The sequence below is a fragment of the Mycoavidus cysteinexigens genome (genome assembly GCF_003966915.1).
In the GTDB taxonomy this organism is placed as follows: Bacteria; Pseudomonadota; Gammaproteobacteria; order Burkholderiales; family Burkholderiaceae; genus Mycoavidus; species Mycoavidus cysteinexigens.
Map to the genome: position 1 here is coordinate 2129120 of NZ_AP018150.1, position 17673 is coordinate 2146792.

Sequence of the window (17673 nt, forward strand, 5' to 3'; positions counted from 1 at the left end):
CGGGCCAGCAAAGATTGAGCTAAATTTCGTCACAGGGAAAACTGGGGCGCCCAATAGACCGTCTTATAAGCTAGAGCTTAACGCTCAACAAGCTGGATCCGCACACCACTCGACACAACAGTAATCGTACTGGGCTCATAATTCACGTTAGCAAATAACAGTTGATCAGGCTTAAAAGTGTAAATTGGATAGTTATCCAATAATTGAGTTGCTAACAATGCAGCAGCGGTATTGACTTGCCGCCTGTATTCATCCTCCATGCCATCCAGTTGCAAGTGGTCGACTTGTGGGTGTTTAAGCACTACCGAGCGGCTCACACGATCATATGCAAGCTCGCTGCTGAGCGTGAATTGACCCTTTACTGGCTGCGCCATAAAAGGGCTGCTAATGTGCGCATCTAGCGCAATCGCGAGCCGGTTTGCTTTGGGCTGTAAAGTGATTTTAGGCTGAGTCAAGTTGAGCTTAAAAATCTGTATAAGCTGCTGCTCATAGGGGAATTTCTTCTCGACCGCGGCCTGGATTTCCTGCACCGAGAAAGTATACTGCCCAGAAACAAATGGGAAGAGAGATTTTGTACAAGCAACCAGCAACAGCGCAAGCACAAAAAATCCGGCGCCCCCCCATAAGATCTGGCGGCGGCGCTTAGTGTTAGTGAAAGGAGGACTCATCGTTTCATCAGTTTGATACAATACCCGTTATCATAAACTGAGTGGCCGCTTGTGCGCCACTTGGGCTGAGCTTTTGGCAGCTTTTTCTACTGTATTTACCTAATTTTTATCATTCTTCGGCCTACGCTAAATAGCCACTTTTATTATGAATCTCGAACAGGCCCGCCACAATATGATTCAACAGCAGATTCGCCCCTGGCAGGTGTCCGACCAGGATGTGCTGAATTTGCTTGAAATCATTAAACGCGAAAACTTCGCGCCACCCGCCTACCAAAATATTGCCTTCGCCGATCTAGAAATCCCGCTACCTTGCGGGCAGCATATGCTGCCGCCCAAAATTGAAGCACGGCTTCTACAAACGCTTCAATTGAAACCTCATGAGTCAGTCCTTGAAATCGGTACGGGCAGCGGTTATATGGCGGCGCTTCTCTCTTATCACAGTGCGCAGGTACTGACGGTTGAAATCCATCCTGAACTTGCCGCGTTCGCGCAAGAAAATCTGCGTAAAAACAATATCTCAAAGGTCAACGTTATAACTGGCGATGGGGTGCACGGCTGGCCACAGCAAGCGCCTTACGATGTTATTGTGGTTTCCGGCGGATTATCCGTCTTATCGCCCGCATTACTCACGCAACTTAAGCCAGGCGGCCGCCTGTGCGCTTTTGTTGGCGCTGCGCCAGTGATGAAAGCGCAACTGATTACTTGCGTGGGTCAAAAGGAATACCATAGCGAAGATTTATTCGAAACTTGGGTCACCCCTTTAGTCAACGCAATCGAAGCGCCACGTTTTAGTTTTTGACGTCCTGCAGAAATTTTAATTTAAGTCTTTGAGCAGCAACCTTAGCGCTTCCACGGTGCGCTTTGTTGCGCCGCGGTGAAGCGCAGCAAACGCTAATGCCGCGGCACTCATGGTGGTACGCTGGGATCTATCTGTAAGCAATGTGCGCAACGCTGCGCCAAGTGCAGCTGAGTCCGCTACGCGTAGCGCTGCGCCTGCCGCGATTGCATCCGCGCTGGCCTGCTCAAAATTAAAGGTATATTCGCCAATTAAAACTGGCGCCCCCGCCGCACATGCTTCGATCAAATTCTGCCCGCCAAATGGCAACAGACTACCACCGATAAAAGCCACCTCCGCCGCAGCGTAATACGCGCCTAGCTCACCCATCGAATCGCCAAGCCATACTTGCATCTTAGGCTCAAACAGTGGCTGCTGGGCGTAATCGGTTGCTGGTTTTGAAAAACCATCAGCAGCAACCGCAGAGATCGGCGCATGTAAGGCGGAGCGCCGAGCGAAGCGCCAACCCTCGCGTGCAAGTAATGCAGCAACCTCATTAAAACGTTGTGGATGACGCGGCACTAAAATCAATACAGCCTGATTCGCCAGCCCACTACGTTTAAATGCGTCAAGTACCAGCGCTTCCTCACCCGCGCGCGTGCTGGCCGCGACCCATACTGGGCGCGCGCCAAATCCTAAACGCCACGCTTGGCCGCGAGCAACCAGTGCAGCAGGCGCAGCCATATCAAACTTCAGATTTCCTAGCACCGTAACTTGGCGCGCGCCTAACGCGCTAAGTCGCTGTGCATCCGCTTCGCTTTGCGCAAATATGCGCGCCAAGCCGCCAAAGATTTTATGGGCCGCCGGCCCAAATTTAGCGGCGCGCTGATAGGAACGCTCAGACATGCGGGCATTAACTAATGCCAGTGGAACGCCAGCTCGGCGGCACTCATCGATTAGCGTTGGCCACACTTCTGTTTCCATCACCACCCCAAGTACTGGCCGATAGCGCGCTAAAAAACGTCGCACAGCAAATGGCATGTCGTAGGGCAAATAACAACGCAATACGCGCGCGCCCAAAAGCGTCTCGCCCATGGCGCGGCCAGCAGGAGTCATATGAGTAATTAATACACGCGCCTCTGGATAGGCTGCCAGCAAAGCTTCAATCAATGGCTGCGCTGCGCGTGTCTCGCCCACCGAGACTGCATGCACCCATAGCACAGGCGCATCACTCTCTGGCAAATCAGACGCATAACCAAAGCCGAAACGTTCGCCAATATGCCGCGCATAACTGCGCTCGCGGCGGGAACGCCATAAAAGTCGCAACACAGCAATCGGAGCGATCAACCACCACAAAGCACGATAAATTTGGCGTAGCATCAACGAGATTTAACAGAAAGCCTTAGTCAGGGAAGCCAAAATCGCCCGCCGCGCCATCATATGCAGGTTATTACAGACACAAAAATGGCTGCACATAAGCGAATTACAGTAGACCGAAATCAACTAGCGCGCGCCGTACATCATCCATTTTCGGAGAGTGTTGAGCACCCCCCAAATTAACAATGTTTGGCGCCCAATAGCCCCCCGTGCGCCAAGCGGTATCAAAATTGTACAGCTCAATCGTGGGCCGCTTTAATGCCGCCGCAATATGCACCAGCCCGGTGTCAACGCCTACTGTAGCCGCTGCGCCAGCCAGTAAGCCGGTCACTGCCGGCAAAGTTAATGCTGGCGGCACGTAGGCGGCTGCTTTTGTACTGCTTACTGACGCCATACGCGCATTGAGCCACCCACTAATCTTTGTGCTGACAGCACGTTCCGCCGCCTGCCCCCAAGGCAATACTAACGATATGCCGGCATGGAGCAGTAGCTGCCCAAGTTCGATCCATCGTTCTTGCGGCCACTGCTTATCTGCGCGCGAAGTAGCATGCACCAAAACCACGTAGGGCGACGGCAGCTTAAAGCCAGTTTCTATAAACGCCGCTATGGCCGTGTGCAGATCCAAACCAAAATCAATCTCGGTCGCTAACGGTACAGGATCTCCAAGCGCAACGGCAACCAACTGGCGTGAACGCTCAACAACATGAATGCGCGGCTCGATCGAAACACACTGATCGTACAAAAAGCGCGCCGGCCATTCATAACTAGAACCCTCTGTGCGATTACCCAGCCCGCTTACCCAAGCGCCTCCGGCCCGCGCCCAATGCGCGGCCCAAGCAGTTTTGATGAGGCCTTGGCAGTCAATTACAAGATCATAAGCTTCGCTTGCTAAACGCCGCCGCAATTGACACATTTCATCCCAGGTTGCAGGTGCCCATAAGCGTTTACGCCAACGACGCAGCGAAAATGGAATCACGTGGCGTACCCCAGTCACAAGACGCACAAGATCAGCAAAGCCCTCTTCAACTAGCCAATCAATTTGCGCGGTCGGATGCTGCCGCCGAATATCGGCGATCACAGGCATCGTATGCACTACATCGCCAAGTGACGATACTTTCACTATTAATATTTTCTGCATCTAAATCAAATGGCTTACAACTCAAACCTAAACGAAAATTATACTTGGGTGCTTTTTTGTTAAAAGCGCTTAAAAAGGCAGTTTAGCATCAGGCTTTTTCGCCAGAATCACGCGGCGAAAATCTCGTTGGATCCTCTCAAGCGCTTCTTCATCATCTGCTTCAAAGCGCAGCACAATCATAGGCGTAGTATTGGATGCTCGCGCCAGACCGAAACCATCTGGATATTCAACCCGCAAACCATCAATCATCACTATTTCATTGGCTCCATTAAAGCGCGCCGATTTTTGCAATTCTTCAATCAGCTTAAAATTTTCTCCCTCGCTTAATTTTATTTGCAACTCAGGGGTTGCAATCGAATCCGGTAGCCCATTAAGTAACGCACTCGGGTCATCCGTGCGACACAGTATTTCAAGTAACCGCGCCCCCGTATAAAGGCCATCATCAAAGCCGTACCAGCGATCTTTAAAAAAGATATGTCCACTCATTTCACCCGCAAGCGGCGCACCGGTTTCGCGCAGCTTTGCTTTAATCAGTGAATGACCTGTCTTCCACATCAATGGCTCACCGCCATGTGTCCGTATCCATGGTGCAAGCTTACGTGTGCATTTTACGTCATAGATAATCTGCCCGCCTACATGGCGCGATAACACATCACGCACAAACAACATCAACTGGCGGTCTGGATAGATAATCTGGCCATCTTTGGTAACTACACCTAGCCGGTCACCATCGCCATCAAATGCAAAGCCAATTTCTGCATCACCTGCTGCCAATACATCAATCACATCCTGCAGATTCTCAGGGCGAGCCGGATCCGGATGATGATTCGGAAAATGACCATCCACCTCACAAAAAAGCTCATGCACTTCGCACCCGAGCGCTCTAAAAAGACGCGGCGCAATCGCACCGGCTACCCCATTGCCGCAGTCAACGACCACTTTTAATGGGCGTGCAAGCTTAATATCGCTCACAATCCGCTCGATATACGCTGCCACACAATCATGCGTCTGATAGCTACCCTGCCCTACAGTAAATTCTTTAGCCACAATGCGTTTATACAACGCTTGAATTTGCTCGCCATAGATCGCCGCACCACGCAGCACCATTTTAAAGCCATTGTAATTAGGCGGATTATGACTACCCGTTACCACAATGCAAGAATCGACTTGACGACCATTTAGTGGCACATGGGTTGCAAAATAGCCAAGCGGTGTTGGCGCTAAGCCCAAATCGATGACATCAACCCCGGCTGCACGCAAGCCATCGGCCAACGCTTTGGACAACTCGGGGCCGGATAAACGTCCGTCACGGCCGATTGCAACTGCATCGCCACCAAGAGCGCGCACTTCGCTCCCAAACGCCAAGCCAATGCTGTGCGCAACACTCGTATCCAGTGTTTGACCAACAATGCCACGAATATCGTATGCTTTGAAAATTGAGTTTGAAATCATGGAATGAAAAAGTCTTAAAAAAGCAAATAAAAAAACTATCTTTTCAGAAGCTAATGGGTATGCAATTTATAATACAGCCTCAATTCATATCTATCTCTCTGAAATAGAATTCATGCAATGTGCGAATCATAGCCTAATGTACTTCCGCCTACCTCTCTTTAATTTAACCAACAAAGAAATATGCTAGCAAATCATAAAGGAACCATTTTAGTCACAGGCGGCACAGGGTATATTGGCTCACACACTTGTGTTGAGCTGCTGAATGCCGGTTATGAGGTGGTTGTGGTCGACAATCTGAGCAACAGCAAACGTGGAGCGCTCAAAAGTATTGAACGTATCACCGGCAAAACTTTACCATTCTTTGAAGCCGATGTGCGCAATCGGGATACCCTCACGCGCGTGTTCAAAGCATATGCGATCCAAGCTGTGATTCATTTTGCTGCACTAAAAGCCGTAAGTGAGTCCGTTGCGCAGCCGCTCCAATATTACCGTAATAATATGGACAGCCTTCTCACCTTGCTTGAAACAATGAATACATGCAATGTGAAGAATTTTATTTTTAGTTCGTCGGCAACCGTCTATGGCAATCCAAATTCTGTGCCGATTGATGAGTCATTTCCACTGTCAGCAACCAATCCCTATGGACACACTAAAGTCATGGCTGAGCAAATTCTGCGTGATTTAGCAGCCACAGATACAACTTGGAAAATTGCGGCTTTGCGTTATTTTAATCCTGTAGGCGCGCATGAGAGCGGGCTAATCGGCGAAGATCCAAACGATGTGCCTAATAATTTGATGCCCTATATCGCGCAAGTCGCGATTGGCAAACTCAAGCAATTGAAAATCTTTGGTGGAGATTGGCCAACACCTGACGGCACAGGGGTGCGCGATTATATTCATGTAGTTGATCTTGCGCGCGGACATCTCGCGGCACTTGATACGCTCGCCAAGCGTAATCTAGGCTTCACGGTTAACCTTGGGACTGGGCGTGGTTATAGTGTGCTTGAAATAGTCCGCGCATTTGAGATGGCGAGTAAGCGTAGAATCCCTTATGAAATTGTCGCGCGCCGCGCCGGTGATATTGCCTCATACTATACCAACCCTAGCGCCGCACAGCAGGTTATGAGCTGGCGGGCTGCGTATGAGATCGAGCGGATGTGTGCGGATCAGTGGCGCTGGCAGGTAAATAATCCACATGGGTATTTAGAATAAATCGGTTCAATCGGTTTAACCTTCTCATCTACAAAGGCTCGCAAGCCGGCAGCCGACTGCTAGTCCACAGGCCGATAGCTTCTATTCAGTCTTATCGCGACTAAAATGCTTCCCGCTCACTACACGATGACTGGTTGCTTTGCGAGCTTCAGATAAGCGTTAACTGGACTCACCGCCCTCAGTCGCTCTAAGTCAAATTATTATGCACAGCCTTAGGCCCAATAGAGGCAACGGCAAACTAGGTCACAGCCAGCGCCACCCGAAACGGTTAAAAAACCGATAGGCCGAGATGGTAAACATACGAATATGGCGCCAGCCCTTTTTAGAGGCATCACCGCCGAAATGAACAATACGTATCGCTGGCACATAAGCAATTCTAGCTATTGCGCTCGCGCGTAGGCTCAAATCATAATCTTCAAAATACAGAAAATAGCGAGGGTCAAAGCCATTCAATTTTTTTAATACATCCATCCTAAAAATCATATAGCAGCCGCTGATAATTTTCGGTGAAATAAATGTATCTGTCATTTGATTAGCTTGCTCATGCGTGGTCGATTTGGCTATGATCAAGTCACGTAATTCATAACGCGCAAGCCGTTGCGCAAATAAAGCTTGCGCCTTACCTCGCAGAAAACCACGAGCAAACAAATCCAGCACTGTCGGATAACGTCTGCACAAATATTGAGTCATGCCATCTTGGCCCGACACATGTGGAGCGAGCAACCCAATCTCAGGATGCTTGTCGAAAAAATTCAATGCGTGAATCAGTGCGTCTTCCGCCATCTCGACATCTGGATTCAAAATAAGGTGGAAATCACTGGCTAAGTATTCGATGGCGAGATTATGCCCTCGCCCATAACCAATATTGCCATGACCAGCAATCACTTTATATTCAATCGCATCTCGCTTAAAAACGCTAGCCCATGTATCAGGCATAACGTCAGCGCCATTATTCACTAATGCAATAGAAATCGATAAAGCGCGATTGCGCCGAGCCCGCAAATAAAAAATCGCGAGGCGTAGGCTCTCGAGTGTCCGATTTAATAGAATTAAATTCGGTTTAAAGATCACGACCGACACAGATAAGTCAACATGCAACATAGTAGTACCTTTTACGATTCCTATCTAACCGGTACAGTCTTCAGTATGACATTGATTTACCATATAACGCGCGATCGCAAGTTGAATAAAACCTGGATGACAAATACGTCTTAATAAAATATCCCAAACATCTACTGCTCTAAGCCGATACACTTTTATTCATCTATTTTTTTAGAAACCACTGTACTATTCGGCGTGCTATTCTAGCACCCCATAATATAGGACATCTCAATAGCGGATGCAGTGAGTAAACATAACCTTTCAGCGACGTTCTCAGTTGCTGATGTAATGCTGGCAACAACGTGCCAACTCGTAGCCCAGATACAATTGGCCCCTTCGTATATATACGTTCAGGCGTGTCATTTGACGATGACTTGCCTCGCAACTCTATTTCCGTCACCTCAACAAATCGATTCGTTTCAATAGATAATGGCCTTTCTGACATAAACGCTGCAGCCGCTTTACCCATCTGGATGCGTTGTTGCTCATCTTGAAGTAACGTTAAAATGCCTTCAGCAATCGCCTCTGGCGTCGACAGACATAACATTACCGCTTCTACTGGCAGATCATATAGAGTGTTCTCACGCCACATCTCAACGAGAGGTAGGCCAGCCGCCATCATTTCAAACGGAATGCGTGACGGATTTGACGAGCTTAAACAGAGCCCCACGGCGCTCCGGTTATATAGTGCGTTGCAATCATGTAAGTTTAGTAAACCCAAATGCTCGTGTTCAAACCCGATATGCCCCTTTTCTTGAGAACCATAAAGGTAGATTTTAACTTCTGGCATTTTATGCTTTACAATACTAAGCGCCTCAAGTCCAATACGAGCGCAACGGCGTGGTTTTCCTGGTTGGTAAATAAAGCAGACGGCTAATTCTTTTTCGATATTTGGCAGCGGCTTATAGACTGATAAATCTGCCCCAAATTCGAAATAATAGCTCTCAATATTGAAACGCTTTTTAAGTTCATGCGATAACCAGCGACCAATTGTCACTGGCGTCAGCCCATAAGTGTACGAACTCTCTGCCATTAAATAGTTATCGCCCATCGGATAAAAGTAGGGCTCATAATCTTGTACAAAATACATTTTCAGGCAAGGAAATGGTAAGCTCCGTACGATAGCAGCTGTATACCACATAGTCGCCATAGCTAAGTCGGCGGGCTTGATATTCTCCCAACCATAAACAGCATTAGCAAAACAATAGCCAAACATTACTTCAATTTGCTTAATTGCACTTTTTTTAGATGGAGCTGTGCCCTCTATATATAAAGCGCACTCATGCCCGCGTGCTTCTAACGCAAACGCATGCTGCAAAATAGTCCTGTGTCCCCCTGAACCCTCCATCAGAGGAGGGATAAGCCACGCAATTTTTGCCACAAGCTATTCTCTTAAATGTTAAATGGTCTAATTCAGTCTGGGAGCTCAGCCGCCCCAATTTCAACCACACAACCATGCTCAAGTTTAAAAAACCGATTGCAATAACTACGAACTAACTCCGTACTATGCGAAGCGAAGACAAAGATTCCTACCGATGAAATTAATGCCTCCATCCGTTCCTTCGCCTTAGTTTGAAATTCAGCATCACCCGTCCCAAAAACCTCGTCAACCAATAATATATCCGGTTGTTTTGAAGTCGCTACCGCAAACATTAAGCGCGTCGCCATGCCGGCTGAATAAGTTCTGACGGGTAAATGTAAAAACCCTCCTAATTGAGTGAACTCCTCAATTTCATGGGTTTTCTTTTGAATTTCGGCAATTGACATGCCCATTAAAACAGCCATGCGGGTGATATTTTGATAGCCGGTAAGCTCGGGATCCATCCCCGCTCCCATCTCAAGCACGGTCGCGACCGTGCCTTTTCGTGTAATTTCTCCAGAAATTGGTGTATAAATTCCCGCCATCGTGCGCAGCATTGTACTTTTGCCAGCACCGTTATGGCCCACTAACCCAACTGCATCGCCATTTTTAAGCTCAAAGTTAACCTCTTTGAGGGCAGTCACAATCTGAATCTGTCCTGCTTCACTTTCAATCCGCCCACCCGTACTAATACGCACAAGCTGATTACGCAGCGATCGGCTTCGACTGTTATAGATCGGATATTGAACCGTAACGTTATTAAATATTAAACTAGCCATAAACAACTATCATAGATTATGTGTGACTACACCCAAAGCGCTACACGCGTTTTTTTCTTATTAAAGAAAATGAGCGTCACTGACCAACCCAATATACAGAGAGCAAGATTGGTATAAACAACCAATAAAGAAGGCGGTATTCCTAATAAAGGGGCGCGTACTATTTCAATCAAATGGGAAAACGGATTAAGCCACATCAACTTCTGACTAAAAGGCAAATAATTCGGTCGATACATCACCGGACTCAAGAACATCAAAATCGGCATCACCGCCGCTACTAAATACTCGAGATCCCGCAGTCTAGCACCCAATAAACCAAGCATTAAGGTAATCCAAAGTAAATTGGCGACGACCAAAATCAAGCAGGGCAAGAGCAGCAGTGAATAATAAGTGAAATTAACCTGAAATACTATAGCCACCACAAAGTAAACTGGCAAATTATGCATCAAGTTGATTAGATTTTTAAACACTAACTGAATAGGATGAATCGAAAGCGGCAAAACTAAATTACGAATAATCGCTGCCTGACGGTTGAATAAGGTAGGCGCTTCGATAATGCAACCTGCAATGAACTGCCAAATGATTAAACCAGAAGTTAACGTAGGAATAAAAGTGCTACGATCAATTTTGAATAATTCACTCCAAATAAAGCCAAGTCCTACTGTACCTACCGCCGTGCCTAACGTTAACCAGAAGGGACCTAACACACTACGTTTATAGCGTGCGCTGACGTCACTCCATGCCATAAAAAAAATCAGCGATGCTTTTTGCATCGCCTCCCTGATGTCTTCCAGTGCGGGAAAATGTCTTTTAGTTGAAACGGTTGCCATACAAAATAGTCCATTGATTTTATAAAGAGTTATTCATGCGCAACTTGAACATACCCAACAGCTTCAGGCACACTTGCCAGCATTGGTCCCACGAGCGGAGAATACTCTGGAACCCAGCGCCGTAAATCACGCCGCACCTCAGCATCGGCTAAGATCCGCCGTTGCGTCAGCCACGGCAGCACCTCGTCCAGGAATGAGCTAGGGACCTCCCTGGCACGCGCAATACGTAATTTTATATGCGGTGTCGGACGAGTTGTTTCATCACATGCGAGCAGTTCTTCATACAATTTCTCGCCAGGACGTAAACCAGTATATGTAAATTTGACTTGATCCTCAGTCAGCCCAGAGAGCCGAACCAAATCACGCGCTAAATCAACGATACGTACCGGTTGCCCCATATCGAGAATGAAAATTTCACCACCCTGCCCCATGCTTGACGCTTGTAATACCAACTGCGATGCTTCAGGGATCGTCATAAAAAAGCGCGTAATTTCTGGGTGCGTTAAGGTCACGGGCCCTCCTTTAGCAATTTGCTTTTGGAATTTTTGCACCACGCTGCCTGCACTACCTAACACATTGCCAAAGCGCACCGTCTCAAACTGAGTAAACTGGGTGGTCTGTTGTAGTGCCTGGCATGCCATTTCAGCCAAACGCTTACTCGCGCCCATTACGTTAGTTGGGTTGACTGCTTTATCAGTTGAAATCAGCACAAAATGTTTAATGCCGGCGCGAATCGCTGCACGCCCCACCCGATATGTACCCAGTACATTATTCCGCACCGCTTGCCAGGCATTTAATTCCTCCATAAGCGGTACGTGTTTGTAAGCCGCCGCATGAAAAACGATATGTGGAGCGTAGCGCTGCATAACTTGATCAAGCAATAAAGCGTCTTTTGTATCTCCTATCACGGGCACTACCGAGAGTTCAGGAAATTTCTCGCGCAATTCCTCGGTCAATGTATACATTGCATATTCAGAAAGCTCAAACGCAATTAATTGCGCAGGAGCAAAGCGCAAGATTTGCCGACATAGTTCAGAGCCAATCGAACCACCAGCACCGGTTACCATTACCACCCGATCTTTGAGAAGCGCCTCAACATGGGCGCTGTCAATCGCAATGGGTTCCCTGCCTAAAAGATCTTCTAAATTAACCGGCCGTATAAGTGACAGAAAAGTGTGTCCTTGCGTAAGCGGTGCTAATGCAGGCAACACCATTACATTTACTCCCGCCCGTACGCACAACGTAGTCACCTGCCGGTGCACCTCAAGCGGCGCCGATGGCATGGCAATAATCACATGGTCAGCCTTAAGCTCGCTGGCCCAGCGTTGCAGCTCATTAATCGAACCCAGTATTTTATACCCTTGAATCTCACGACCGTGTTTAGTAGAGTCATCATCCAGCAACCCAACTAGACGCCATTCACTTGAGCGCATTAATTCACGCACTAAGCTTGCGCCCGCACTGCCCGCACCTAACAGAAGCACCGGCTTGCCTTGGGCGATCAGACCGCCATACCGATAGAACTCCCGGAGAGTTCGATAGAAGATCCGCGCGCCCCCCATAATTAGAAACAGAAAAATAGGAGCTACGATAAACACCGAACGCGGTATGATCGGAGCCGGCTGAAGCATTGCTGCGCCGATCATAACCGCAAAGGTGCTGGCTACAACCGCGCGCACGATGCGCAGTAAATCTGGCAAGCTCGCAAAACCCCAAATGCCGCGATATAAGCCCAATATGCGAAAAGCCAAGCCATGAATCGGCAACACCCAAACCAATGCCCACAGCGCACTTTCTTTAAATTCTTGCGGCACCTCGCCATTAAAGCGGACAAGATAAGCCGCTACCCAAGCTATGATAACTGCGCTCAGATCAAAAAAGAATACAATCGAAGAGAGCCAAGTGTTTTTAAGCCGAAAAAACATCAGTACGTTCCTTCCTGAATGTATTGACGCCAACGGCAATCAATACGCCATCCCAATGAAATCAATATCAACCCCCATGCGGCAAGCATCGTCCACTGAATACCTATTGGCATTTGCATACTAATCAGCGCCAACACCGCACTCACCGCCATTAACCCATACGCCATTCGGACTGGACCAAGATGGCTGCCATTCATTTGAATCATCCGCTGATAGTAATGCGTACGATGCGCTTGCCAAAATTTTTCGCCACGCAATAGCCGCTTACAGAGCGTCACCGATGCGTCAGCGATAAATGGCGAGAACACTAACGCTGGAAACCAAAACGGCCAAACTTCGCGCAACCAACCTAAAAAGCCCAGCGCGCCAGCTAAAAAGCCTAATGGCACCGATCCTGCGTCACCTAAAAACACGCGCGCCGGCGGCCAATTAAATACTAAAAAACCAGCCGCTGCTCCCGCCACTAAAGCAGCGCCACCCGCCAAATCAGGAGCCGCGCTAGCGGCGGCGATTGCGTATGCGCTGAACCCAAAAAACGTCATACCGCCGGCCAAACCATCAGCACCGTCCATAAAATTGTATAAATTGATCAACCACAGCAATAAAAATACGATCAATACCAATTTCCAACCAGCTAGCGATAGAGAAAAGCCCAACATTACCGTCAGCACGGCCAGCCCATGAGCGGCAAAGCGCACGCGCGCGGAAAGGCCGCGCCGATCATCAAATTGTGATACGAAAGCCACGAATAATGCAGCCAATGCAATGGGCCACAAGGTCCGCGCCCAACCGAGCATGCCTAGCACAATGATCGGCACCATAGCCCATCCGCCAATCCGGGGCGTAATCTGGGTATGCAGCGAACGATGATTGGGTACATCAGGGGCAAATTGCCGTACTTTTTCTAGCGCCAGCAAACCCCGCAAAATGGCGGCAACCAGCACGGCGGCAACTAACGCCAAGCTCGGTAATTGAAGCCAAATAACGGAAGCATCAATCATAGTAGGTAAAATTTGACAAAATCATACAAAATTGGTTAGTGATCTAGCCGCCCTTTTTTATTTTTGTCAATGCTAAGCTAGCAAGGCTGTCCACTCTCATTTTACTACGGCCATCCCAGGTTCTTGATACCAGGTTGCAGTACGCAACAACCCTACCTCCATAGCATACGGTGGCGACCAACCTAAAACCGTGCGCATTTGCGTGATGTCGAGGCGTAACGGCTGAAGCAAACGATTCATCTGCATTGTCTGCCCCGTTAAACGACCCAGCCAAATCAGCCAAGGCAATGGCACCTGCCATAATCGGGCTGGCGCGTCTAAAACACGGCCAAGCTCAAGCACAAGCTGTGCAACGGATAAGTCAATGCCATCGCTGACATGAAAAACTCGGTTAGCTGCCGCTGCATGGCTTACACATTGAGCAATCGCATCGGCAAGGTTTTCGATATAAATAAAGCTACGCTGGGCCTGCACAGCACCCAACGGGAGCGGAAAACCACGCTGAATAGCCCGCATGAGCTGCAGAAAATTCGCGCGCACGCCTGGGCCATATACCAATGGCGGACGCACAATCACAATTTCCATACCTGTCTCACGACCGAGTACAGTCAATGCCTTTTCAGCTTCATATTTGGAAATGCCGTAAGGATCCGTTGGCGCGGGCAAATCTTCTTCGCGCCACGGTCTGCCAGGCTCCACTTCACCTAGCGCTTTGACGCTACTCATAAAAATAAAGCGATGCGCCCCAGCTCGGGCTGCAGCCTGCGCAACCCGCAATGTGCCGCTCACGTTAGTAGCGCGAAATGCTTCTAATGGCGCTGACGATGTATCGCGCACTAGATGTACGCGCGCGGCCAAGTGAATCACAACCTGTGGCGGCGCCACGCCTAGCAAAGTACTTTCTATATCAGCAAAATCGGCCGCCTCATGCACCAGCTCTGGCACAGGACTCCCTTCGCTGCTGGCGCGCCGCACTAGCGTATTGACTGAATGCCCTATGGCCAGCAGTTTACGGCATACAGCACGGCCAATAAAACCGTTAGCGCCAGTTACAAGAACATTCATCAATTTATTACACAGTCAGGCGGCAAAAGCGTCATTATAGGCCCAATACTCTAAATACGAATATATCTAATGCATATCATTCCACATAAATTTCTAACTAATTGATTTTTTATGTTGAATTTAAATTAAAAAAACCTTTTATAATCAATTGGTTACGGATTTTTTATAGAGCGGCGCATAATGAGGTTCATCTTATGGGGAAAACAGATTAACGCTTACGAGGCAACGGCCCAGTGGTTTATAACTGCTTAATTTCTTTAATAACTTGTTGAAACTCGGAAATATCTTCAAAGCTTCGATAAACCGATGCAAAACGCACGTAGGCAATTTTATCAAGCTGGCGCAGCTCATGCATGACTAACTCACCCAGCTTATCGCTATTGATCTCACGTTCTCCTGCGCTTAACAGTTGATACTCAATCCGTGCAATAGCATCATCCACCGCCTCTGCGCTCACTGGGCGTTTACGTAACGCCAGTTGCATGCTCGCCGCTATCTTATGGCGATCAAACTCAACCCGACTACCCTCTTTTTTTACCACCGCGGGCAAGGCTAGCTCGGCTCGCTCATAAGTTGTGAAGCGCTTATCGCATCCTGGACAACGCCGGCGACGGCGAATGGCGGCGCCATCCTCCGCCAGCCGAGAATCGGCCACGTGGGTGTCCTCATGACGACAGAAGGGACAGCGCATAACAGCTTAACGATATACCGGAAAGCGTTTGGTCAATGCGGCAACCTGGCCACGCACCCGCTCAAGGGTATTGGCATCGTCGGGCGCCTCTAACACATCTGCAATTAAATGCCCCACCTGTTCAGCTTCGGCAGTTTTGAAACCACGCGTGGTCATGGCCGGCGAACCTAAACGGATACCGCTTGTCACAAAGGGTTTTTCCGGGTCATTGGGAATGGCGTTTTTATTCACCGTAATATGCGCAGCGCCTAAGGCGGCTTCAGCCGCCTTACCCGTAATTTGCTTCGCGCGCAAATCGACCAGCATCAGATGGCTTTCAGTGCGTCCCGAAACAATCCGCAACCCGCGCTTAACCAACGTTTCGGCCAACACCTTTGCGTTATCTAGCACTTGCTGCTGATATTGCTTGAATTCTGGCGCCAGCGCCTCTTGGAATGCAACCGCTTTTGCGCCAATCACATGCATCAGCGGACCACCCTGAATACCCGGAAAAATCGCCGAGTTAATCACTTTTTCGTATTCGGCTTTCATCAAAATGACGCCCCCGCGCGGGCCACGCAAGCTTTTATGCGTGGTTGTCGTCACGAAATCAGCATGGGGCACTGGATTGGGGTAAAGGCCGGCCGCAATCAAGCCAGCATAATGGGCCATATCTACCATAAAATACGCGCCGACCGACTTTGCAATACTCGCTAAACGCGCAAAATCAATCCGCAATGAAAACGCTGAGGCACCTGCAATCATTAATTTTGGAGTATGCTTTTTAGCCAGTTGGGCGACCGCCTCATAGTCGATATCTTCAGCCTCATTTAGACCATAGCTCACCACATTGAACCATTTGCCGGACATATTGACCGGCGAGCCGTGCGTTAAATGTCCACCATGCGCCAAACTCATGCCCAGAATGGTATCGCCTGGCTTTAGCATCGCAAAAAAGACCCCTTGATTGGCTTGCGAGCCAGAATTCGGCTGCACATTCGCCGCCTCAGCGCCAAACAACCTTTTGACGCGCTCAAGCGCAAGCTGCTCAACCTTATCAACATATTCGCAGCCACCGTAATAACGCTTGCCCGGATAGCCTTCCGCATATTTATTCGTCAATTGCGAACCTTGCGCGGCCATCACCGCCGGGCTTGTATAGTTTTCCGATGCAATCAACTCAATATGAGCCTCTTGGCGCTGGTCTTCTTGCTGGATTGCCTGCCATAATTCAGGATCAATATTGGCGATAGTGTGCTTGGTTTTGTCAAACATGGGAACGTCTTTAATGAGTCAAGGTAACTGGACCGAAAAAACCGCTTTGAAGTACAAGCGAACGAACATTTTGATATGATTCACTGATCATCTTACACAAAATTCTTAGTAGTCTTTAAATTATGCAGAACCTTTCATAGTAAGAATCTGCTGCCGCGAACTCAGCGCTATGCTGCGTTTGCTATAAAAACTCTCCCCTTTTTGCTCTACCCATTCTAGGGAGCAATGCGCATAACTGGCGGAGAAAACCTCAATCATACAATAAGGTGCACCACAATATGATCGTACTTATTACTGGAGCTTCTGCTGGCTTTGGCCAAGCTATCGCGAAAACTTTCGCCCAAGCGGGCCATCGCGTAGTTGCGACTGCCCGCCGCGCGGATCGATTGCAAGCGCTGGCCGACGAAATCGGTGAGCGCTTGTTGCCAATCCCACTTGATGTACGTGATCACGCTGCGATTGCAGCGCTGCCTGGCTCGCTGCCGCCTGACTTTGCCGAAGTTGACGTACTCATCAATAACGCCGGTTTAGCGCTTGGCGTAGCCCCTGCGCAAGAAGCCGCGCTTGAGAATTGGCAAACCATGATAGACACCAATATCAACGGTCTCGTACGCATGACGCATGCTTTTTTGCCCGCTATGATTAAACGTAATCGAGGCCATATTGTAAATATAAGCTCGATTGCCGCCAATTATGCCTACCCAGGCAGTAATATCTATGGCGCTAGCAAAGCCTTCGTCAAGCACTTCAGCCTTAATTTACGCGCTGACCTTGCAGGCACTGCAGTGCGAGTGACAGACATTCAGCCTGGCTTATGCGGCGGTACTGAATTTTCAAATGTGCGCTTTAACGGCGATGATCAAAAAGCCGCTACACTGTACCAAAATGTACAGGCGTTGACCGCAGAAGATATTGCCGAAGCGATTTATTGGGTCACCAACCGACCCGCGCACGTTAACATCAACAATATAGAACTGATGCCCGTTGCTCAATCATTTAGCGCCTTACCTGTGCATCGGAAATAAGACCCTTCAGCCTAATTCAC

16 protein-coding genes are annotated in these 17673 nt (G+C 48.7%); 3 read left to right on the forward strand and 13 right to left on the reverse strand.

The window, feature by feature from the left end; genetic code table 11:
• Positions 1-77: 77 nt before the first annotated feature.
• Positions 78-668, reverse strand: coding sequence for a DUF1439 domain-containing protein (locus MCB1EB_RS09090; RefSeq protein WP_045366378.1), 591 nt, complete (start codon positions 666-668; stop codon positions 78-80).
• Positions 669-813: 145 nt separating this feature from the next.
• Between MCB1EB_RS09090 and MCB1EB_RS09095 the strand changes: the two genes are divergently transcribed.
• Positions 814-1467: a protein-L-isoaspartate O-methyltransferase family protein gene (locus MCB1EB_RS09095; protein ID WP_026921303.1), complete on the forward strand. Its 654-nt coding sequence runs from the start codon at positions 814-816 to the stop codon at positions 1465-1467.
• Positions 1468-1482: 15 nt separating this feature from the next.
• On the opposite strand, the gene waaA is transcribed toward MCB1EB_RS09095, so the two are convergent.
• From waaA to MCB1EB_RS09110, 3 genes are all read right to left on the reverse strand, one after another.
• Positions 1483-2823, reverse strand: a complete 1341-nt coding sequence (gene waaA / locus MCB1EB_RS09100) for a lipid IV(A) 3-deoxy-D-manno-octulosonic acid transferase (RefSeq protein WP_045364983.1) — start codon at positions 2821-2823, stop codon at positions 1483-1485.
• A gap of 103 nt (positions 2824-2926) precedes the next feature.
• Positions 2927-3958, reverse strand: a complete 1032-nt coding sequence (gene waaC, locus MCB1EB_RS09105) for a lipopolysaccharide heptosyltransferase I (RefSeq protein WP_045364981.1) — start codon at positions 3956-3958, stop codon at positions 2927-2929.
• A gap of 69 nt (positions 3959-4027) precedes the next feature.
• A complete protein-coding gene (locus MCB1EB_RS09110; RefSeq protein ID WP_045364979.1) occupies positions 4028-5410 on the reverse strand; it encodes a phosphomannomutase/phosphoglucomutase in 1383 nt (460 codons plus the stop codon).
• Positions 5411-5590: 180 nt separating this feature from the next.
• Here MCB1EB_RS09110 and galE point away from each other — a divergent pair, with 180 nt between their 5' ends.
• Positions 5591-6622, forward strand: coding sequence for a UDP-glucose 4-epimerase GalE (gene galE / locus MCB1EB_RS09115; protein ID WP_045364978.1), 1032 nt, complete (start codon positions 5591-5593; stop codon positions 6620-6622).
• Positions 6623-6865: 243 nt separating this feature from the next.
• Here the strand turns inward: galE and MCB1EB_RS09120 are convergent, their stop codons facing one another.
• From MCB1EB_RS09120 to glyA, 9 genes are all read right to left on the reverse strand, one after another.
• On the reverse strand, positions 6866-7723 hold the full coding sequence (locus tag MCB1EB_RS09120) for a glycosyltransferase family protein (RefSeq protein WP_045364976.1): 858 nt from the start codon (positions 7721-7723) through the stop codon (positions 6866-6868).
• Between the two features lie 163 nt (positions 7724-7886).
• A complete protein-coding gene (locus MCB1EB_RS09125) occupies positions 7887-9104 on the reverse strand; it encodes a rhamnosyltransferase WsaF family glycosyltransferase (protein WP_045364973.1) in 1218 nt (405 codons plus the stop codon).
• A gap of 32 nt (positions 9105-9136) precedes the next feature.
• A complete protein-coding gene (locus tag MCB1EB_RS09130; RefSeq protein ID WP_045364970.1) occupies positions 9137-9862 on the reverse strand; it encodes an ABC transporter ATP-binding protein in 726 nt (241 codons plus the stop codon).
• Positions 9863-9888: 26 nt separating this feature from the next.
• On the reverse strand, positions 9889-10692 hold the full coding sequence (locus MCB1EB_RS09135) for an ABC transporter permease (RefSeq protein ID WP_045364967.1): 804 nt from the start codon (positions 10690-10692) through the stop codon (positions 9889-9891).
• 29 nt (positions 10693-10721) lie between these two features.
• On the reverse strand, positions 10722-12617 hold the full coding sequence (locus tag MCB1EB_RS09140; RefSeq protein WP_045364964.1) for a nucleoside-diphosphate sugar epimerase/dehydratase: 1896 nt from the start codon (positions 12615-12617) through the stop codon (positions 10722-10724).
• Positions 12617-13618, reverse strand: a complete 1002-nt coding sequence (locus MCB1EB_RS09145; protein ID WP_045364961.1) for an MraY family glycosyltransferase — start codon at positions 13616-13618, stop codon at positions 12617-12619. Before MCB1EB_RS09145 ends, MCB1EB_RS09140 begins: the two co-directional genes overlap by 1 nt.
• Positions 13619-13714: 96 nt before the next feature.
• Positions 13715-14683 carry an NAD-dependent epimerase/dehydratase family protein gene (locus MCB1EB_RS09150; RefSeq protein WP_045364958.1) on the reverse strand — a complete coding sequence of 323 codons (969 nt, stop codon included), beginning with the start codon at positions 14681-14683 and terminating at the stop codon, positions 13715-13717.
• 238 nt (positions 14684-14921) lie between these two features.
• Entirely contained in the window at positions 14922-15374 is a 453-nt protein-coding gene (nrdR, locus tag MCB1EB_RS09155; RefSeq protein ID WP_026921315.1) for a transcriptional regulator NrdR, read from the reverse strand.
• A 6-nt stretch (positions 15375-15380) separates the two neighbouring features.
• A complete protein-coding gene (glyA, locus tag MCB1EB_RS09160; RefSeq protein ID WP_026921316.1) occupies positions 15381-16628 on the reverse strand; it encodes a serine hydroxymethyltransferase in 1248 nt (415 codons plus the stop codon).
• A gap of 278 nt (positions 16629-16906) precedes the next feature.
• Between glyA and MCB1EB_RS09165 the strand changes: the two genes are divergently transcribed.
• Positions 16907-17653, forward strand: coding sequence for an SDR family oxidoreductase (locus MCB1EB_RS09165; RefSeq protein WP_026921317.1), 747 nt, complete (start codon positions 16907-16909; stop codon positions 17651-17653).
• Positions 17654-17673: the final 20 nt, after the last annotated feature.